This window comes from Virgibacillus kimchii, assembly GCF_055379185.1.
Window position 1 is genome coordinate 636,516 of the sequence record NZ_AP043951.1, and the last position, 20,008, is coordinate 656,523.

The following is a 20,008-nucleotide window of genomic DNA, read 5'->3' on the forward strand; positions in this document are numbered from 1 at the left end:
TGTCTTATCATTTTGGCAAGGGTCTGTGTGTTATTGGAGTAGAAACATGCCGTGCAAGGTCTTCGAGGAGGGGCAAAGGATGAGGATATCGGAAATAGAAAAGATGAACGTCTTACTGGAGCAGCTGCATATACCTGAAGAAGACAGACTGACTTATTTTCACGATAGCCGTTTAAAAAAGTTGAAAGTATTTAAAGAAGCTAAAACATGGCACTTTTATATTACGGTAAAGCAGGTGCTTCCGTTTCGTGTATACCAGTTATTGCTGACAAATTTAAAACACACCTTCCAGCAGGTGGAAAATGTTGCTTTGACTGTAGAGGCCGCAGATAAAACGATCGATGAAGAGAATGTTTCTGCATATTGGCGGGATTTTCTGCAGTCGGAAGCATCATTATCTCCTGCTTACCAGGATTTGGTACATAACCAAACCCCACAAGTTAACAATAATAAAATTATGTTAACTGCGAGAAATGAAGCAGAAAAAAATGCTTTAATTAAAAGACTGCAGACTAATTTCCGCAACTATTGCCAAAAAACGGGATTGCCTGTTTTTCAACTTGATATAAATATAAGTATGGATGAATCCGAAATCCAAAAATTCAAAGAGCAAAAAGCGGTTGAAGACAGAGAATTGGTCTTGAAAACCGTTCAGCAAAAAGAAGAGAAAGAACAGAAAAATGCCCAAAATGGTAATCAGCCTTTTATGCTTGGGTATAAAATTCAGGATGACCCCGTGTTGATGGAAGAAATACAGGAAGAAGAACGCCGGATTACTGTACAAGGCTATATTTTTGATGCGGAAGTCCGTGAGCTCCGTTCCGGCAGAAGCCTGCTTATTATTAAAGCAACCGATTATACGGATTCCCTGCAGATAAAAATGTTTTCCAGAGGCGATGACGATGCCGAGAAATTTAATTCTGTGAAAAGCGGCATGTGGGTGAAGGCAAGAGGCAGCATCCAAACGGATATGTATACAAATGAGCTTGCGATGATGGCAAACGACATTCATGAAGTCAAAGTGGAGTCAAGGAAGGATGAAGCACCGGATGATCTAAAAAGGGTGGAGTTGCATGCCCATACAACAATGAGCCAATTGGATGCCGTTGTATCTCCAACCGATTTGATTGCCCAGGCAAAGAAATGGGGGCATAAAGCCATTGCAATTACGGATCATGCAGGGGTACAGGGTTTTCCCGAAGCCCATGCTGCGGGCGAAAAAAATGACGTTAAGATTTTATATGGTGTAGAAGCAAATCTTGTGGATGATGGTGTACCGATTGCATATAATGAACAGGATATTGATCTGCCGACAGGGACCCATGTCGTTTTTGACGTGGAGACAACCGGGCTATCGGCAGTGTATGATACGATCATTGAGCTTGCCGCTGTAAAGATTCATGATGGGGAAGTCATCGACCGGTTTGAATCCTTTGCAAATCCGCATCATCCTTTATCACAAACCACAAAAGATTTAACAGGTATTACAGATGATATGGTCAAAAATGCACCGGAAGTGGGCGAAGTACTGAAACAATTCCATGAATGGACAGGTGACAGTGTGCTGGTAGCACATAATGCAAGCTTTGATATTGGATTTTTAAATCAAGGGTATAAAAAGCTGAATTATAACAAAGTGGAAAATGCGGTAATTGACACACTTGAGCTGGCCAGATTTCTTTTCCCACAGTTAAAAAACCATCGCCTGAACACACTCTGTAAATATTTAGATATAGAATTGACACAGCACCACCGTGCAATCTATGATGCGGAAGCAACGGGCTATTTGTTCTGGAAACTGATAAAAGAATTGCTGGACAAAGAAATTACCAATCATAATCAGCTGAATAATCACATGGGGGAAGGTAACGCCTATCAGCGCTCACGCCCTTTCCATTGCGTATTGCTTGCTCAAACAGAAACAGGGCTGAAAAACATGTATAAACTTGTATCAAGTGCACACATAGATTACTTTTACCGGGTCCCAAGAATTCCGCGCTCACTTTTGCAAAAAATGAGAGAAGGTATTTTAGTAGGATCCGCTTGTGACCAGGGAGAAGTTTTTGAAACAATGATGCAAAAGTCAGCAGAAGAAGCTGAAAACACAGCAGCGTTCTATGACTATATCGAAGTTCAGCCTCCTGCCAATTATGCACACCTCATCGAGAAGGACCTGGTACAAAATGAAGCTCAGATTCTGGATATTATCAGAAAACTGGTTGATATGGGAGAGCGGCTGGAGAAGCCGGTCGTGGCCACAGGTAATGTGCATTATTTGGAAGAGCATGACAAATTATATCGGCAGATTCTTGTTTCTTCCCAGGCGGGAAATCCACTGAATCGCCATACGTTGCCGGATACGCCATTCAGGACAACGAATGAAATGATTGATGCGTTTCAATTTCTTGGTGAAGAAAAAGCAAAGGAAATTGTTGTGACGAATACAAATAAAATTGCCGATAAAATTGATGCTATTTCTCCAGTAAAGGACGGGCTGTTCACTCCCAATATTGATGGTGCGGATCAGGAAATTCGGGATTTATGCTATTCGCGGGCAAAATATATTTACGGAGATCCGGTACCTAAGATCGTCGTGGATCGGCTTGAAAAAGAATTGGAAAGCATCATCGGACACGGTTTTGCAGTAATTTACCTGATTTCACACAAATTGGTTAAAAAATCTTTGGATGATGGATACCTGGTGGGCTCCAGAGGTTCTGTCGGATCATCATTTGTAGCAACCATGACAGAAATTACCGAGGTAAATCCGTTGCCGCCGCATTATGTTTGCCTGTCCTGCCACCATAATGAATTTATTACGGATGGTTCTGTGGGGAGCGGATTTGATCTGCCTGATAAAGACTGTCCGGAATGCGGAAGTATACTTACCAAAGATGGACAGGACATACCTTTTGAAACATTTTTGGGCTTTAAAGGGGACAAAGTGCCGGATATTGATTTAAACTTCTCTGGGACGTATCAGCCAAGGGCCCATAATTATACAAAAGAACTGTTTGGAATCGATAATGTTTACCGTGCCGGAACGATAGGAACCATTGCTGAAAAAACAGCTTACGGATATGTGAAAGGCTATGCATCGGATCATCAGCTTACTTATAAAAAAGCTGAGGTGGACAGGCTTGTACAGGGATGCACGGGCGTGAAACGGACAACCGGACAGCATCCGGGGGGGATCATTGTCGTACCGGAAGACAAGGAAATATTTGATTTTACTCCAATCCAATTTCCTGCAGATGACCGGAAAAGCGAATGGAGAACAACTCATTTTGATTTTCATTCCATCGATAGCAATTTATTAAAATTGGATATTCTCGGACACGATGATCCGACTGTCATACGAATGTTGCAGGATTTAAGCGGGATTGACCCGGAAACCGTTCCGACAGATGATCCGGAGGTAATGAAAATCTTTTCCGGACCGGAACCGCTGGGGGTTACCCCGGAACAAATTAATTGTAAAACCGGGACACTTGGGGTGCCGGAGTTTGGCACAAGGTTTGTCCGGCAGATGCTTGAAGATACAAAGCCAACTACTTTTGCTGAACTGGTTATTATTTCAGGATTATCCCATGGAACTGATGTATGGCTGGGCAATGCCCAGGAGCTGATCAATGATGGCATTTGTGAACTGTCCGATGTGATCGGCTGTCGGGATGATATTATGGTTTATCTCATGCATAAAGGACTGGAAGCATCCCTTGCGTTTAAAATTATGGAGTTTGTCCGTAAAGGTAGAGGGTTGCAGGATGAATGGATAGATGAAATGAAGAAACACGGTGTGCCCGATTGGTATATTGAATCATGTAAGAAAATTAAATATATGTTCCCAAAAGCACACGCTGCAGCTTATGTGTTGATGGCAGTAAGAATTGCATATTTTAAAGTTCATTACCCTATTTTCTTTTATGCAGCTTATTTCACGGTACGAGCAAGTGATTTTGAACTTGATACAATGATAAAAGGATCCGAGACGATCAGAGGCCGTATTGAGGAAATTGAATTTAAAGGAAATGATGCTCCGCCAAAAGAGAAAAGTTTATTAACCGTATTGGAAATTTCATTGGAAATGTGTGAGCGCGGTTTTCAATTTGGAAAAGTAGACTTGTACAAATCCAGTGCCACCGAATTTATAGTTGAGGGAGATACATTGATTCCTCCATTTAATGCGGTGGACGGTCTGGGTACAAATGCTGCCTTGAATATTGTAAAGGCTAGGGAAGAAGGCGAGTTTTTATCCAAAGAAGACTTGCAAAAAAGAAGCAGAATTTCTAAAACAGTACTGGAATATCTTGATAACCATGGGTGTCTTGAAGGGATGGAAGAAAAAAATCAGCTTTCTTTATTTTAAAACCTTTCACCTTTCACGTTTATGTATGCTATAATCAACTTGTATAAAATAGCAATTTTCAATTAATTTATTAAACCAATCTGAAAGGTTGATATGTATTGAATTTAAACTACAACAATGAAAATAGTATTACAGATTTCTTAATTGAAAACAGAGAAGAATTTACTTCTAAACTTCTTGAAGAACGTAATGTTCGTGAAAAGGTAGAAGAAATAAAGGTAGTTGGAAACATTAATTTATTGGAAAATGCCTATAGATTGATTTTAATGGTCGTAGAGGAAAGAGAAGAAGAAATTATACAATTTGCCAACCAGGAAGGAGTGGCCTGGGCTCATTCTTCTTTAACACTTTCTTTTAAGCTGGAATGGGTTCAAAAAATAAGAAAAACCCTTTGGACTTTCCTCTATGAATTCGACAGGCTGAAAGATGAGCATTTTCCCCGGGAGGAATATTATGCAACCGGCCGCAAAATGAATGAATTGCTTGATGATTTTCTAAAGGAGTTCTTTATTACGTACTCAAATTATAAGGATCGGTTGCTGGATGAACAAAGACAATTGGTTGAAAGTTTATCGGTACCAATTATCCCTATTTCTCCAAAGGTAAGTATTTTGCCTCTTATCGGGACAATGGACAGTTACAGGGCAAATATTGTAGAGGAAAAAGTATTGGTGGAAATCGGGGCTAAACGGGTTAATACATTAATTATGGACTTATCCGGTATTGCCGATATGGACAGTGAAGCTATCCGCTACTTTCTGAAATTGCATGACGGTATCTCCATGATGGGCTGCAGGTCTGTCATTACAGGTCTGCGACCAGAGGTGGTAAGGAAAATTATTAATTATGATGAGTCATTCGCTCATAGCGTTGAAAAAAGGGGAACGGTGGAACAGGCGTTAAAAGAACATATACAAACCGAAAGTATATAATCCGCCAAGAGTGATTAAAAATAACTAAAATGGAAAGAATAAAAGTCAGGAAAGTTTAAATAGCATGCATTTTCGTTCTTGCATATTAATCTGACTTATGATATACTACTTCTTGCGTATGATAATGAACGTTTAAAGAGTGGGTGATTGCCCGCTCTTTCTTATTACGATGAAGCAGCTCTGCAACAGCCATTCCCTTGCCACACATGAGGCAAGGGTTTTATATTGGCTGACTGGTAAGCTTGAAGATGGACCATAAGGCAGTAAGGCTTTAAGGGAAAGCATGATGGCAATCAGTTTATTCGATCATTGCTTACAGAAAATGAAAAATACGATAATTGTTTATACTAATGAAACAAAGACTGGTGAACAAAGGAGGACAAAGTTTGAGCGCAATTGTGAAAACAACGGAAGATTTAGTTGAGCCCATTTTAAAAAAGCGGGATTTGGAACTTGTGGATGTGGAATATGTGAAAGAAGGCAAGAACTGGTTTTTGCGTGTGTATATTGATAAAGCCGGAGGTATTGATATAACGGAGTGCGGGGAAGTTTCCGAGGAATTAAGTGAAAAGCTGGACGCCAATGATCCAATTAAAGGCGCCTACTACCTGGAAGTTTCTTCACCCGGGGCAGAAAGACCGTTAAAAACAAAGGATGATCTTGTTCGTAATATAGGCAATAATGTCAATATCAGGCTTTATGAACCAATTAATGGCGAAAAAGAATATGAAGGAAAACTTACTGGTTTCTCGGATGACTTGTTAGCGATTGAATATAAGGATAAAACAGTCAAAAAAGAAGTCAGTATTCCGTATGAAAAAGTGGCTAAAGCACGGCTGGCTGTCATGTTTTAAAGGGGGAAAAATAAATTGAGCAATCAGTTGTTTGACGCGATTGATTATTTAGTGGAAGAAAAAGGCATTGATAAAGATATCTTACTGGAAGCTTTGGAAGCAGCCCTTATTTCCGCTTACAAGAAAAATTTCAAATCGGCTACAAACGTAAGAATTGAATTAAACGAGGAAACTGGAAAGATGGGTGTTTTTGCAAGAAAAACAGTTGTTGAAGAAGTGGAAGATCATCAGCTTGAGATCAGCCTGGAGGAAGCAAAGGAAATAAATCTGAATTATGAGCTGGAAGATGTGCTCGAAATGGAAGTCACACCAAAGGATTTTGGGAGAATTGCAGCTCAGGCAGCTAAACAGGTTGTTACTCAGCGGGTGAGAGAAGCAGAACGGGGGGTCATTTTTTCCGAGTATGCAGATCGTGAAGAAGATGTAATGACCGGTATTATTCAGCGTAAGGATAACCGGTATGTATACGTGAACCTGGGTAAAATCGAGGCAAAATTGGCAGAAGCTGAACAAATGCCAACAGAAGAATATTATATTCACGATCGGATTAAAGTATTTGTAACAAAAGTGGAAAATACGAGCAAAGGACCACAAATATATATTTCCCGATCCCACCCCGGGCTGCTTAAACGGTTATTTGAAATGGAAGTACCGGAAATCTACGATGGGATAGTTGAAATTAAGTCTGTCGCCAGGGAAGCTGGTGACCGATCCAAGATATCTGTTTATGCACCTGACCCGGACATTGATCCCGTAGGCTCCTGTGTCGGCCAAAAGGGGCAGCGGGTACAAACGATTGTGGATGAATTAAAAGGGGAAAAAATTGATGTAGTGGAATGGTCGGATGATCCGATAGTATTTGTTTCAAATGCACTGAGCCCATCCAAAGTAGTAGATGTTCTAGTAGATGAAGAGGAAAAGGCAACAACAGTTATTGTTCCGGATTACCAGCTGTCGCTTGCCATTGGGAAACGCGGACAAAATGCAAGGCTCGCGGCAAAACTGACAGGTTGGAAAATAGACATTAAAAGTGAATCTGAAGCAAAAGAAGAAGGACTGTTGGAAGAAAAAGAGGATGCTTTTTTTGGTGACGATACAGAGTATGAAGAAGAAATACATGGGGAAGATGAGGACTTGTTTCAGTAAGGAGGATCCAAATGGTTAAGAAAAAGAAAATTCCACAAAGAAAATGTGTGATCACGAATGAATTGAAACCAAAAAAGGATCTGATCCGGGTGGTACGAAATAAAGAAGGTGAAGTTTTTGTGGATCCCACCGGAAAAAAGAACGGGCGAGGTGCTTATTTGTCCAGGGACCTGGAAGTTATTTCAAAAGCAGAAGAATCACGAATTCTAAACCGCCATCTCAACGCTGAAGTAAACACGGATCTCTATGAAGAATTAAAACAAATGATTGCAGGTAAAGGTTATGCAAAATAGCTATTTGAATTTACTGGGCTTAGCCAATCGGGCGGGGAAATGCGCCACTGGGGAAGCAACAATTATAAAGGACATTAAAAGAAATAAAGCAAAACTGGTCTTACTTGCCAGTGATACAGGGCCACAGACACGAAAAAAGATTACAGATAAATGTAAAACCTATGAAGTACCATTTGAAACAGCAGACGACAGTGAAACACTGTCCCATGCAATTGGAAAACAAAAAAGAGTAGCCGTCGCTATTTTAGATGCAGGCTTTGCGGATAAGATAAAGTCGTTACTCGGGTAATTAAATTCGGGGGTGAACGTATGAGCAAAATGCGTGTATATGAATATGCCAAACAAAATAATACATCAAGCAAAAACGTTATTAATATTTTAAAGGGGATGGATGTGGAGGTTTCCAACCATATGTCAACTATTTCCACCGACATAATAAAGAAACTGGATGAGAAATTTCATCCATCCACCGTAAAAAATGATAAGTCAAAAACAACGAATCGGGAACAGAAATCCACAACTGATTCGAAAACAAAAAATAAGAAGAAAGAAGAACGGGGAAAACAAAGAAACAACCCGAATCCAAAACAGCAAAATAAGCAGACTAAAAATAAGAATAAAAAGCAAAAGGGAAATAAAGGTAACAAAGGGAAAGAAAGTAAGAGGCCTGCAAAACCGGTAAAAGAAACACCGGAGAAAATAACTTACAGTGATACATTAACTGTTAGTGACTTAGCAGATAAATTAAATAAAGACACAGCTGAAATTATTAAGAAACTTATGTTCCTGGGCGTTATGGCTACAAAGAACCAGGATCTGGATGATGATGCTGTCGAATTAATCTGTGCGGAGTATGGTGTTGAAGTGGAAAAGGAAATAATTCTTGAAGATACGGACTTTGATAAATATATTGAGGAAGATGATGAAGAAAATCTTCAGGAAAGACCTGCCGTTGTCACGATTATGGGTCATGTCGATCATGGGAAAACCACGCTTCTTGATTCAATCCGTCATACAAAAGTAACTGCCGGTGAAGCAGGTGGGATTACCCAGCACATTGGAGCATACCAAGTAGAAAACGAAGGCAAAAAAGTAACATTTCTGGATACACCAGGGCATGCCGCATTTACCAGTATGCGTTCCCGCGGGGCACAGGTTACGGATGTCGCTATTTTGGTTGTAGCTGCCGATGATGGCGTCATGCCACAGACTGTTGAAGCCATTAACCATGCTAAGGCTGCTGAAGTACCCATTATTGTAGCTGTAAATAAAATGGATAAAGAAGCAGCAAATCCGGATCGTGTGATGCAGGAATTGACGGAATACGAATTGATTCCGGAAGACTGGGGCGGAAGTACGATTTTCGTTAATCTATCCGCCATAAAAGGGGAAGGTATTGATGAGCTGCTGGAAATGATTCTGCTTGTAGCGGAAGTAGAAGAATTAAAAGCCAACCCTAATAATTACGCATTCGGGACTGTCATTGATGCACAGCTTGATAAAGGGCGTGGATCAGTTGCTACATTGCTGGTTCAAAATGGAACCCTCCATGTGGGAGACTCCATTGTTGTCGGGAATACCTATGGCCGTGTACGTGCGATGGTAAGTGATATAGGACAACGTGTTACAAAGGCGGAACCTTCCACACCTGTCGAAATCACCGGTTTAAACGAGGTTCCTCAGGCTGGGGATCAGTTCCTTGTATTTAAGGATGAGAAAAAAGCGAGACAAATCGGAGAAGCCCGGCAGCAAAAACAGATTCAGGAAAATCGTGGCGAACAATCCAGAGTAAGTCTTGATGATTTATTTGAACAGATAAAGCAGGGCGAGATGAAAGAATTAAACATTATTATAAAGGCTGACGTACAAGGTTCAGCTGAGGCATTGGCTTCTTCCCTGCAAAAAATCGATGTTGCCGGTGTAAATATTAAAATCATCCACACCGGTGTAGGTGCAATTAAAGAGTCTGATATTATTCTGGCATCTGCATCCAATGCGATCGTGATTGGTTTTAATGTTCGACCGGATGTTAATGCGAAAAAAGCTGCCGATTCGGAAAAAGTGGATATAAGACTCCACCGGGTTATTTATAAAGCAATAGAAGAAATAGAAGCAGCCATGAAAGGCCTGCTTGATCCAGAATATGAAGAGAAAGTAATTGGTCAGGCGGAAGTGAGGGAAACCTTTAAAGTCTCCAAAATTGGAACGATTGCCGGAAGCTATGTGACAGATGGGAAAATAACAAGGGATTCCGGTGTACGTTTAATTCGTGACGGTGTAGTTCAATTTGAAGGAGAGATAGACACATTAAAACGGTTTAAAGATGATGTTCGGGAAGTTGCTCAGAACTATGAGTGCGGAATAACGATTAAAAACTTTAATGATATAAAAGAAGGCGATATTATTGAAGCATTCATTATGGAGGAAATCGAACGCAGATGATTTTTTATGCCGAAGTTGAATGCATCATGTATGAAGGGCATTCCTTAAAAGAAAAAAGGTCCATTATTAAACGTCTTTTAGCAAAGCTAAGGCAGGAATTAAATGTTTCGGCAGCAGAACTGGACTATCACGATCTATGGCAAAGAACTAAAATTGGCATTGTTGCATTATCAAATGAAAAAAATCATGCTGAAAAAGTCATTCAGGAAGCATTGAAGGTAGTGGATGCTTTTTCAGAACTTGAACGAACAATTACTAATGTGGAAGAATTATAGTAGTGCATTGTCCACTGTCATCAATGTGTAAAGATTGAGGTGAAAAATATGGCTGAGTTACGGGCACACAGAGTTGCAGAGCAAATGAAGAAAGAAATGGGAGAAATTCTTACAAGAAAAATCAAAGATCCGAGAGTCGGTTTTGTGACAGTGACAGACGTGGAAGTAACAGGCGACCTGCAGCAGGCAAAAATTTTCATTTCTGTACTTGGTGATGAAAAGGAAAAACAGGATACGCTATTAGGCTTATCCAAAGCAAAAGGGTTTATTCGATCAGAGATCGGTCAGAGAATCCGTCTCAGAAAAACACCGGAATTAATATTTGAATTTGATGAGGCTCTGGAACGGGGCAACAGAATTGAAACGATTTTGCGCGATTTAAATAAATAACCAAAACATGGATCTGACCGGTGAATGCCGGTCAGATTTTACATACTGTAAATGGAGCTGAAAGTGATGCATGGCATTTTACCTTTGTGGAAGCCCAGGGGGCTAACCTCCCATGATTGTGTAATGAAGGTCCGTACTTTATTTCATACAAGAAAAGTAGGACATACAGGGACATTGGATCCCGAGGTGGAAGGTGTACTGCCGATTTGTATCGGACAGGCTACAAAGATTGTTCCTTTTTTAACCGATACGAATAAGACATATATTGCTACAGTCAAATTGGGAATCGCAACTGATACAGAAGACGCCCACGGCAAAGTAACCAAAGAAATAACAATTACATCCCCTCCAACAGATAAAGAAATTGATTTTGTACTAAATTCTTTTAAAGGAAGAATAAAACAGCTTCCTCCTATGTATTCAGCAGTAAAGGTAAATGGTAAAAAATTGTATGAATATGCCCGGGAGGGAAAAACCGTAGACCGTCCGGAACGGGAAGTAAACATTCATGATATTCAAAGAATTCCGGCTGAGGAACGGGAAGCAGTATCTTTTCGTTTTGAAGTTACCTGCTCCAAAGGCACCTATGTAAGAACGCTATGTGTTGATATTGGCAAAAAGTTGGGTTATCCAGCACATATGGAGAAACTGGAGAGGATAAAAACCGGAAGTTTTACAAAGAAAAATTCAGTTACATTTGCTACAATAGAAGAAGCAATAAGTGAAAAACGACAGCAGAAATTATTATTTCCCATCAAAAAAGGGGTGGAACATTTAGCGCGTTTTCATGCAGATGAACGACTGAAGAAAAAAATTTATCATGGCCAAAAATTGAAAAAGCCGAAAGGGATGGAGGACGGTCCGTTAGTGATGATGGATGGTGAAGAAGTTTTGGCCATTTATCACATTCACCCGGACGACCCGGAGCAAATTAAACCCCTTCGTGTTTTTCATGAATAGGTGAAGAGTAGGTGTAAGTTTATGAAGATAGTTGAGATTACATACCCGCATTTGTTAAAGTTGGAGGAACTGCCCGAAACAGTTGCTGCCATCGGTTTTTTTGATGGCATTCATAAAGGGCATCAAAAGCTGATTCATACCGCAAAAAAAGCAGCTGAAAGTAACCAAATGGAAAGTGCTGTTATTACGTTTCATCCACATCCTTCCGCTGTATTAAAAAAGGACGTGGAGCATGTGCAGTACATTACTCCTTTACATGAAAAGAAAAAGATTCTACAGCAAATGAATGTGGACCGAATGTACGTTATTACGTTTAACCGGCAATTGGCTTCCCTTTCACCTGAAGCGTTTATTGACCATTTTATCGTTGGTTTGAACATGAAACATATTATTGGCGGTTTTGATTATACATTTGGTCATAAGGGGAAGGGGAATATGGCTAAAATGAAAGAGTATGCGGGAAATCGTTTTGAAGTGACAACCGTTGATAAAGTGGAAATGGCTGGCGAAAAAGTTAGCTCCACAAAAATAAGGAAGCTTATTAAAGAGGGAGAAATAAAACAGGTAAACGCCTTGCTGAACAGGCCCTTATCTGTCACCGGGATCGTTGTGAAGGGAGATCAGCGGGGAAGAACAATAGGGTATCCGACCGCGAACCTGAAAATACATCCGGATACCATCATGCCAAAGCCTGGTGTGTATGCTGTAAAAGCTTTGCACAAACAGAAGGTATATGAAGGGATGGCCAACCTGGGAGTGAAGCCAACTTTTACTACCGGAGAGGAACAACCTTCCCTGGAAGTACATCTTTTTGATTATAACGAGGATATTTATGGGGAAGAGTTAGTTATTGAATGGTATCAGTTTATGCGTAATGAAGTAAAATTTAATGGTGTTGACGAGCTTGTTAGACAACTTGAAAAAGATGAACGTGAAACACGTCATTATTTTTCCTTATAAATCCGTCGGACGTTTATTGAATGTGTAAATTTAACGGTATGACTTGCATTTTTGTATAAAAAGATGTACGATAAACAACGTAAAACCATCGCTTGGCAAATCGTAACTCCGACGTTTGCTGGGGGATAGGGGATTTAAATAATATTAGGAGGTGAGCCGGATGGCTATCACGCAAGAAAGAAAGAATGAAATCATTAATGAATATAAAGTTCATGAAAATGATACAGGTTCCCCGGAAGTGCAAATTGCAGTGCTTACAGAAGAAATCACAAAGCTTAATGAGCATTTGCGCGTCCATCAAAAAGACCATCATTCACGCAGAGGTCTGTTAAAAATGGTCGGGAAACGCCGTAATCTACTGAATTACTTACGGAACAAAGACGTAACACGTTACCGTGAATTGATAAAAAAACTCGGTCTACGCCGTTAATCCAAAAAGCAGGAGAAATCCTGCTTTTTTTAGGATATTAAAAAAAAATCTTACCTTTAATGTGTAAATAATCGGTGGTTCTTTATCAATCAGCAATAAATATTGATTAAGCAATAAGAGTGAAAAAATGCGGGTATAAAGCCCGCAGGTTGTTTTTTGATACCTATAAAGGTAATATGTTTATAAAGAATTTACATTAGCCAAAATAAACTATAAAATGATATATAGATTGTGTTTTGAAAGGAGTCCTAGTACGTATGGCTGAAGAAAAGCAAGTATTTTCCACAGAAATTGCCGGTAATACATTTACTGTCGAAATAGGGGAATTGGCAAAGCAGGCAAACGGAGCATGTATGATTCACTATGGGGATACTTCGGTATTATCCACGGCAACCGCCTCCAAAGAACCAAAAGATTTACCCTTCTTTCCATTAACAGTTAATTATGAGGAGCGCTTATATGCAGTTGGGAAAATCCCTGGAGGTTTTATTAAGAGAGAGGGACGGCCAAGTGAAAAAGCGACATTATCTTCCAGGTTAATTGACCGCCCGATTCGCCCGATGTTTCCGGATGGGTTTCGGAATGAAGTTCAGGTCATCAGCACTGTTATGAGTGTGGATCAAGACTGTTCCACAGAAATTGCTGCAATGGTAGGTTCTTCGATTGCATTAAGTATCTCCGATATTCCATTTGCTGAACCAATTGCAGGTGTTCATGTTGGACGAGTGGATGGCGAATTTATAATTAACCCGACCATAGAACAGGAAGAAAAAAGTGATATTGATTTAACGGTAGCAGGGACAAAAGATGCGATAAATATGGTCGAAGCAGGTGCGAATGAGGTTCCGGAAGAGGTAATGCTGGAAGCCATTATGTTCGGGCATAAGGAAATTATTCGCCTCGTTGAATTCCAGGAAGAAATTGTTAAAGCCTGTGGCCGGGAAAAGATGGAAGTTACATTATTTGATGTAGATGATGACTTTGCCGAAAAGGTTGAAAATGAGGCAAAGGAAAAGCTTATTGAAGCTATACAGGTCAAAGAAAAACATGCAAGAGAAGAGGCAATTGAGCAAGTAAAAGAAGAAACGATTGAGCAATATGAAGAACAAGAAGAAGAAGTAATTAAGCAGGTTAAAATGGTCCTGGATCAAATGGTTAAAGATGAAGTCCGCCGTTTAATTACGAAGGATAAAGTAAGGCCTGACGGACGAAGCAATGATGAAATCCGTCCATTGTCTTCACGTATTAACGTATTGCCGAGAACCCACGGATCAGGTTTATTTACACGAGGCCAAACCCAGGCGCTTAGCGTTTGTACACTGGGAGCACTCGGTGATGTACAAATACTTGATGGACTTGATTTGGAAGAATCCAAACGATTTATGCATCACTATAACTTTCCGCAATACAGTGTTGGAGAAACCGGCCCCATCAGAGGACCGGGCCGTCGGGAAATAGGACATGGTGCGCTGGGTGAACGTGCATTGGAAAAAGTAATCCCTTCAGATAAAGAGTTCCCGTATACCATTCGCTTAGTATCAGAAGTATTGGAATCCAATGGTTCTTCTTCCCAGGCAAGTATTTGTGCAAGTACGCTGGCCATGATGGATGCAGGTGTTCCCATTAAAGCGCCTGTTGCCGGTATTGCCATGGGCCTTGTTAAAGAAGGGGAAGATTACACTATTTTAACTGATATCCAGGGAATGGAAGATGCACTGGGTGACATGGATTTCAAAGTTGCCGGTACCTCTGAAGGAATAACTGCATTGCAAATGGATATTAAAATTTCCGGTTTATCAAAAGAAATTCTGGAAGAAGCGTTAAAGCAGGCTAAAAGAGGACGATTGCAAATTCTGGAATCCATGCTTGCTACCATTAAAGAGCCGAAACAGGAATTATCGGAGTATGCTCCTAAAATCCTGACAATGGAAATCAATCCTGAGAAAATACGTGATGTAATCGGACCGAGTGGTAAACAAATCAATCAAATTATTGATGAGACAGGCGTTAAAATTGATATTGAACAGGATGGAAGTGTGTTTATTTCATCCACGGATGCTGAAATGAACCAAAAAGCGAAGAAAATTATTGAAGATCTTGTTCGTGAGGTAGAAGTAGGCCAAATGTATCTTGGTAAAGTAAAACGAATTGAAAAATTTGGTGCGTTTGTAGAGTTGTTCAAAGGAAAAGACGGTTTGGTTCATATTTCCGAGCTGGCAGAAAAGCGGACTAACAAAGTGGAAGATGTTGTTTCCATTGGTGATGAAATTATGGTAAAGGTAAAAGAAATTGATCACCAGGGGAGAGTCAATCTGTCACGAAAAGCTGTTTTAAAGGAAGAAAGGGAAAAAATTGAACAAGCTAAATCGTAATTAAGAAAAATAGAAGCTGGATAACCAGTTTCTTTTTTTATTTGCAATACGGCTCATTTTCCCTTTCTCTTGTCCACTATTTAAACGAATAATTCATACTTGTCCCCTCCTTTCATAAGATGATAAGGGGGGATGTGTATGTTTCGCTATCAAACACTGGTTCATTTATTTGTATTTGTTATTATGGTAGGTCTGGTATTTAACGGAAGTTACTATCCGTTTCAGACTATTGATCCTGTTATGTATCAGGAAGCAACAAAACATGAAGATCCTTTATACAAGGAAATTGAACAAAAAAGCGCACAATTTTCAGAGGAGCCCCAGGATGCATATATAGATAGCGTGTGGAAAAAAACACCTGGTCGAAATGGTTTATCAGTGGATATAAATAAATCCTATGAAAAAATGAAAGAAGAAGGTGTATTTGACCCTTCATTGATCGTTTATAAAGAAATTTCTCCTGATGTCAGCGTGGAGGACCTGCCAGCTGCACCTATTTACCGGGGGAACCCGGAAAAAGACATGGTTGCATTTTTGATTAATGTATCCTGGGGTACCGAGCATATCCCGGACATTCTGAATATTCTTAAGGAGCATAAGGTGAAAGCAACATTTTTTATTGATGGAAAATGGGCGCAGTCAAATTCGGATTATGTTAGAATGATTGATGAACAGGGACATTTAATAGGGAATCATGCCTATAATCATCCGGACATGGCAAGACTGTCAAATCAGCAGGCGGTAGAGCAGCTCAGTCAAACAAACGAAATTATTAAGGCAATTACCGGCAAATCCCCAAAATGGTTTGCTCCGCCAAGCGGAAGTTTTAATGAGCATATAGTACAATCAGCGCACCATCTTGACATGCAGACAGTTCTTTGGACTGTAGATACGATCGATTGGAAGAATCCCTCAGTCGCTGTAATGGTGGACCGTGTAAGGAATAAAATCCATCCGGGCGCAACTATTTTAATGCATCCTACACCCTCTATTGCAGGTGGGCTTGAAGCCATTATTGAACTGATTAAAGACGCCGGCTATAAAATAGGAACAGTCGACAAGCTGATTAGTGAAGAGAGATAATGAGTCATCTTATTCCCGAATAGGAAAATCCATATTTTTAGGAGGCAAACGATTGATACAAAAACATACGAGCCCAAATGGACTTCGCATAGTCCAGGAACAAATTCCATCTGTCAGATCCGTTACCATCGGTATTTGGGTTTTAACCGGTTCACGCAATGAAACGAAAATAAACAACGGGATTTCGCATTTTCTGGAGCACATGTTCTTTAAGGGGACAGCTTCCAGGTCTGCCCAGGATATAGCTGAAGCTTTTGACTCGATAGGCGGCCAGGTAAATGCGTTTACTTCCAAAGAATACACTTGCTTTTATGCAAAGGTGCTAGATACACATAAAGAGCTTGCTTTGGAAATTCTCGCTGATATGTTTTTTCATTCTTCTTTTGATGAGGAAGAGATGGAGAGGGAAAAAAAAGTAGTTTATGAAGAAATAAAAATGTATGAAGACACACCGGATGATATTGTCCATGACTTGCTGGCACGGGCTTCTTTTGGTGAACACCCGCTTGGATATCCCATTTTGGGTACGGAAGAACAATTAAAGACATTTACTCCGGAAACACTTCGAAATTATATGAAGGAGAGGTATACGCCGGAAAATGTCGTAATCTCCGCAGCGGGTAATGTAGATGAGTCATTTATCCATTCCATTGAGAACCGTTTCGGTTCTTATCAATCCGAGAATACATCTGGTTTGATTGGCAAACCATCATTTTTAGCTGAAAATATGACAAAGAAAAAGGATACAGAACAGGCACACCTATGTCTTGGATTTAATGGACTTCCTATTGGTGATGATAATATTTACAGCTTAATTATTATGAATAATGTGCTTGGAGGCAGTATGAGTTCCCGGTTATTTCAGGATATTCGGGAAAAGCAAGGCTTGGCTTATGCAGTATTCTCCTATCATTCATCCTTTCTGGATAATGGGCTCCTGACAATCTACGCGGGAACAGGCAATAAACAGTTGCCATTATTAAGGGAGACTATTGATAAAACGATCAATAATTTAATTACCCGTGGTTTAACGGATAAAGAATTAAAAAACAGCAAAGAACAATTAAAAGGAAATTTCATGCTAAGTTTGGAGAGCACAAGCAGCCGAATGAGCCGGAACGGAAAAAATGAGTTGCTTCTTAAGAGACACCGTTCCCTTGATGAAATCATACACGAAATTGATGCCGTCTCCCATGACTCAATAAAGGATGTAATTGAAAAGGTATTTAACCGGTCTTCCTCCGAGGCTTTAATTGCACCTGTCACTAAATAATATTTGTGATGATTTTGTCTTCACAGTTGAAGGTAAATGCGACGTAACTTTAAATGTTGTTTGAGTATCGATTACCGCTGTGGAAATACACTACGCTGTCCGCCCGAAGCGATCACGGACGGTAGTTGTTGCTTAGACTTAGGAAATAACGATAAGTTACATCACAGTTTATGGATTTATACAAAGAAAGCTTTATTAAAGATCATCCTCAATTCATAGTTGAAACTTGTCATTCGTACTGGTTATAAATAATTGACCTTCATCATAGCCTTTATAATAGGATATATGGTGGGGGTTTTTTCATGCGTTATAAGGAAATTAGCGGAAAAGAAATTGTCAATGTTAATAAAGGGGCCAGGCTGGGTATATTGGGGCAAACAGACCTGGAAATCAATGAGAAAACGGGAAAAATCGAATCCTTTGTCATTCCCAATTATAAGTGGTTCGGTCTAAAGAAAGAGGGAGAGGAAACAAAAATTCGCTGGGAATCCATTCGGAAAATAGGAGAAGATATGATTATTATTGATGAATAGTATGTCATTTCGTAAATGGCTGGTGTCCACTGTGATACCAGCCTTTTTACTGGTTTTTTTCATCAGATTATCACTAACACCCCACAATCACATAAGCTATAAAGAAATGAAAAAAGGATGTGTAAGTTTGGAGGGTGTTTAACAATAATGAATCAGTTAATTGCTGTCATAGGAGGGGACGCACGCTACCTGGAATTAATCAGACAGCTGCAATCACTTTCGGACACTACGATTATTCTGGTTGGTTTTGAAAGGTTAGAACCAGGGTTTACAGGTTTAAAACAAATGGACTTTCACGATTTAAATCCAAAAGAAATTGATGCCGTTATTTTGCCCATCACCGGTACAGATGATCAGGGCAAGGTAGAAACTGTTTTTTCAGACCAGCCAATAAGGATAGAAAAAGAATGGTTTTATCAATTAAAAAGATCAGCATTCATATTTACGGGAAATACAAGTGATTATTTAACTGAGGCCGCAAATGAAGCAAATGTAAAATTAATTCCTTTGCTGAACAGGGATGATGTAGCTATATATAATTCCATACCCACCGCAGAGGGAACCATTATGATGGCTATTGAACATACGGATTACACCATTCATTCATCACGTGTATTTGTTACCGGATTTGGGAGAGTGGGCCATACAGTAGCAAATAAATTTTCCGCATTGGGAGCAAAAGTATCGGTCAGTGCAAACAGTATAAAAGATCTGGCAAGAATTACGGAAATGGGTTTAAACGCAATTCCTTTAGACGAACTTCATCATTATACAAGTAATTGTGATTTATTAATAAACACGATTCCCGATAAAATCATTACCAAAAATGAGATAAAACACTTACCCTCTCATGCATTAATATTCGATCTTGCCTCCAAACCGGGTGGAACAGATTTTGATTACGCGGAAAAACGCGGGATAAAAGCTATTCTGGCAAAAAGTTTACCGGGAATTGTGGCTCCTAAAACAGCAGGCAGGATACTTGCTGATGTAATAAAACAGTTTTTGCGTAAATAAATTATTTACTTTAAAATAGGAGGGTATTTAAGCGATGAGTTTAGAAGGTATAAGAATTGGCTTTGGCTTAACAGGTTCCCATTGTACGTATGAGGATGTATTTCCTCAGCTTGAAAAACTGATGGAGCAAAAAGCGGAAGTTGTGCCGGTCGTAACCTATACTGTACAAAATACAGATACTAAATTTGGCAAAGCAGCGGATCATATTAAAAAAATAGAAACCATTACAGGAAAAAAAGTGATTGATAATATGCCTGATGCAGAACCGCTGGGACCTGCTTACCCTTTGGATTGCATGGTGATCGCCCCGTTAACGGGTAATTCAATGAGCAAATTTGCAAATGCGCAGACGGATTCCCCTGTACTTATGGCGGCAAAAGCTACCATGAGAAATGGCCGTCCTGTCGTTCTTGGTGTTTCCACAAATGATGCTCTAGGTCTAAATGGTGTTAATTTAATGCGGCTTATGGCGACAAAATTGATTTATTTCATCCCGTTTGGACAGGATAATCCATATAAAAAGCCAAATTCACTGGTGGCAAATATGGACTTATTAAGCGATACAGTAGAAGAAGCACTTCATTTTAACCAACTTCAACCTGTTATTATTCCGCATAAGCAGTAGAATATGATAGAATAGAATATTATAAGAACAACAATGAAATTTATATAAGGTGGG

General features: G+C 39.8%; 18 protein-coding genes. All 18 read left to right on the forward strand.

Translation table 11 applies throughout. From position 1 onward, the window contains the following. Positions 1-79 precede the first annotated feature (79 nt). The 18 genes from ACZ42C_RS03270 (at position 80) to dpaB (ending at position 19,954) form a co-directional block, all read left to right on the forward strand. Positions 80-4,369, forward strand: coding sequence for a PolC-type DNA polymerase III (locus tag ACZ42C_RS03270; RefSeq protein WP_461181300.1), 4,290 nt, complete (start codon positions 80-82; stop codon positions 4,367-4,369). 98 nt (positions 4,370-4,467) lie between these two features. Next, entirely contained in the window at positions 4,468-5,301 is an 834-nt protein-coding gene (locus ACZ42C_RS03275; RefSeq protein ID WP_461181301.1) for an STAS domain-containing protein, read from the forward strand. Between the two features lie 386 nt (positions 5,302-5,687). Further along, positions 5,688-6,155 carry a ribosome maturation factor RimP gene (gene rimP, locus ACZ42C_RS03280; RefSeq protein WP_461181302.1) on the forward strand — a complete coding sequence of 156 codons (468 nt, stop codon included), beginning with the start codon at positions 5,688-5,690 and terminating at the stop codon, positions 6,153-6,155. Between the two features lie 15 nt (positions 6,156-6,170). Beyond that, positions 6,171-7,301 (forward strand): transcription termination factor NusA, encoded by a 1,131-nt coding sequence (gene nusA, locus ACZ42C_RS03285; protein WP_461181303.1) that lies wholly within the window; start codon positions 6,171-6,173, stop codon positions 7,299-7,301. Positions 7,302-7,312: 11 nt separating this feature from the next. After that, positions 7,313-7,594: an RNase P modulator RnpM gene (gene rnpM, locus ACZ42C_RS03290; RefSeq protein ID WP_461181304.1), complete on the forward strand. Its 282-nt coding sequence runs from the start codon at positions 7,313-7,315 to the stop codon at positions 7,592-7,594. Next, positions 7,584-7,883, forward strand: a complete 300-nt coding sequence (locus ACZ42C_RS03295; protein ID WP_461181305.1) for a YlxQ family RNA-binding protein — start codon at positions 7,584-7,586, stop codon at positions 7,881-7,883. Before rnpM ends, ACZ42C_RS03295 begins: the two co-directional genes overlap by 11 nt. 20 nt (positions 7,884-7,903) lie before the next feature. Next, a complete protein-coding gene (infB, locus tag ACZ42C_RS03300; protein WP_461181306.1) occupies positions 7,904-10,036 on the forward strand; it encodes a translation initiation factor IF-2 in 2,133 nt (710 codons plus the stop codon). Beyond that, positions 10,033-10,311, forward strand: a complete 279-nt coding sequence (locus ACZ42C_RS03305; protein WP_461181307.1) for a DUF503 domain-containing protein — start codon at positions 10,033-10,035, stop codon at positions 10,309-10,311. The genes infB and ACZ42C_RS03305 overlap by 4 nt, the downstream gene beginning before the upstream one ends. Before the next feature lie 48 nt (positions 10,312-10,359). Then, positions 10,360-10,701, forward strand: a complete 342-nt coding sequence (rbfA, locus tag ACZ42C_RS03310) for a 30S ribosome-binding factor RbfA (RefSeq protein WP_461181308.1) — start codon at positions 10,360-10,362, stop codon at positions 10,699-10,701. Positions 10,702-10,767: 66 nt separating this feature from the next. Next, a complete protein-coding gene (gene truB, locus ACZ42C_RS03315; RefSeq protein WP_461181309.1) occupies positions 10,768-11,661 on the forward strand; it encodes a tRNA pseudouridine(55) synthase TruB in 894 nt (297 codons plus the stop codon). A gap of 21 nt (positions 11,662-11,682) precedes the next feature. Then, a complete protein-coding gene (gene ribF / locus ACZ42C_RS03320; protein WP_461181310.1) occupies positions 11,683-12,621 on the forward strand; it encodes a riboflavin biosynthesis protein RibF in 939 nt (312 codons plus the stop codon). Positions 12,622-12,781: 160 nt separating this feature from the next. Further along, entirely contained in the window at positions 12,782-13,051 is a 270-nt protein-coding gene (gene rpsO, locus ACZ42C_RS03325) for a 30S ribosomal protein S15 (RefSeq protein WP_461181311.1), read from the forward strand. Between the two features lie 257 nt (positions 13,052-13,308). Then, a complete protein-coding gene (locus tag ACZ42C_RS03330; RefSeq protein ID WP_461181312.1) occupies positions 13,309-15,423 on the forward strand; it encodes a polyribonucleotide nucleotidyltransferase in 2,115 nt (704 codons plus the stop codon). A gap of 138 nt (positions 15,424-15,561) precedes the next feature. Further along, positions 15,562-16,506, forward strand: a complete 945-nt coding sequence (locus tag ACZ42C_RS03335) for a polysaccharide deacetylase family protein (protein ID WP_461181313.1) — start codon at positions 15,562-15,564, stop codon at positions 16,504-16,506. Positions 16,507-16,558: 52 nt separating this feature from the next. Further along, positions 16,559-17,779 carry a M16 family metallopeptidase gene (locus ACZ42C_RS03340; RefSeq protein ID WP_461181314.1) on the forward strand — a complete coding sequence of 407 codons (1,221 nt, stop codon included), beginning with the start codon at positions 16,559-16,561 and terminating at the stop codon, positions 17,777-17,779. Positions 17,780-18,081: 302 nt separating this feature from the next. Further along, positions 18,082-18,312: a YlmC/YmxH family sporulation protein gene (locus ACZ42C_RS03345; RefSeq protein ID WP_461181315.1), complete on the forward strand. Its 231-nt coding sequence runs from the start codon at positions 18,082-18,084 to the stop codon at positions 18,310-18,312. A gap of 147 nt (positions 18,313-18,459) precedes the next feature. Next, positions 18,460-19,329 carry a dipicolinic acid synthetase subunit A gene (gene dpaA / locus ACZ42C_RS03350; protein ID WP_461181316.1) on the forward strand — a complete coding sequence of 290 codons (870 nt, stop codon included), beginning with the start codon at positions 18,460-18,462 and terminating at the stop codon, positions 19,327-19,329. A 34-nt stretch (positions 19,330-19,363) separates the two neighbouring features. Next, complete coding sequence (gene dpaB, locus ACZ42C_RS03355) at positions 19,364-19,954, forward strand: dipicolinate synthase subunit B (protein WP_461181317.1); 591 nt, start codon at positions 19,364-19,366, stop codon at positions 19,952-19,954. The last annotated feature ends 54 nt before the right edge of the window (positions 19,955-20,008 follow it).

What these genes read in the sequence shown, in the direction of transcription:
- ACZ42C_RS03270 (WP_461181300.1), top strand. Translation starts at nt 80, where the DNA reads ATGAGGATATCGGAAATAGAAAAGATGAACGTCTTACTGGAGCAGCTG.
- rnpM (WP_461181304.1), top strand. Translation starts at nt 7,313, where the DNA reads ATGGTTAAGAAAAAGAAAATTCCACAAAGAAAATGTGTGATCACGAAT.
- ACZ42C_RS03295 (WP_461181305.1), top strand. Translation starts at nt 7,584, where the DNA reads ATGCAAAATAGCTATTTGAATTTACTGGGCTTAGCCAATCGGGCGGGG.
- infB (WP_461181306.1), top strand. Translation starts at nt 7,904, where the DNA reads ATGAGCAAAATGCGTGTATATGAATATGCCAAACAAAATAATACATCA.
- ACZ42C_RS03305 (WP_461181307.1), top strand. Translation starts at nt 10,033, where the DNA reads ATGATTTTTTATGCCGAAGTTGAATGCATCATGTATGAAGGGCATTCC.
- rbfA (WP_461181308.1), top strand. Translation starts at nt 10,360, where the DNA reads ATGGCTGAGTTACGGGCACACAGAGTTGCAGAGCAAATGAAGAAAGAA.
- truB (WP_461181309.1), top strand. Translation starts at nt 10,768, where the DNA reads ATGCATGGCATTTTACCTTTGTGGAAGCCCAGGGGGCTAACCTCCCAT.
- ribF (WP_461181310.1), top strand. Translation starts at nt 11,683, where the DNA reads ATGAAGATAGTTGAGATTACATACCCGCATTTGTTAAAGTTGGAGGAA.
- rpsO (WP_461181311.1), top strand. Translation starts at nt 12,782, where the DNA reads ATGGCTATCACGCAAGAAAGAAAGAATGAAATCATTAATGAATATAAA.
- ACZ42C_RS03330 (WP_461181312.1), top strand. Translation starts at nt 13,309, where the DNA reads ATGGCTGAAGAAAAGCAAGTATTTTCCACAGAAATTGCCGGTAATACA.
- ACZ42C_RS03335 (WP_461181313.1), top strand. Translation starts at nt 15,562, where the DNA reads ATGTTTCGCTATCAAACACTGGTTCATTTATTTGTATTTGTTATTATG.
- ACZ42C_RS03345 (WP_461181315.1), top strand. Translation starts at nt 18,082, where the DNA reads ATGCGTTATAAGGAAATTAGCGGAAAAGAAATTGTCAATGTTAATAAA.
- dpaA (WP_461181316.1), top strand. Translation starts at nt 18,460, where the DNA reads ATGAATCAGTTAATTGCTGTCATAGGAGGGGACGCACGCTACCTGGAA.
- dpaB (WP_461181317.1), top strand. Translation starts at nt 19,364, where the DNA reads ATGAGTTTAGAAGGTATAAGAATTGGCTTTGGCTTAACAGGTTCCCAT.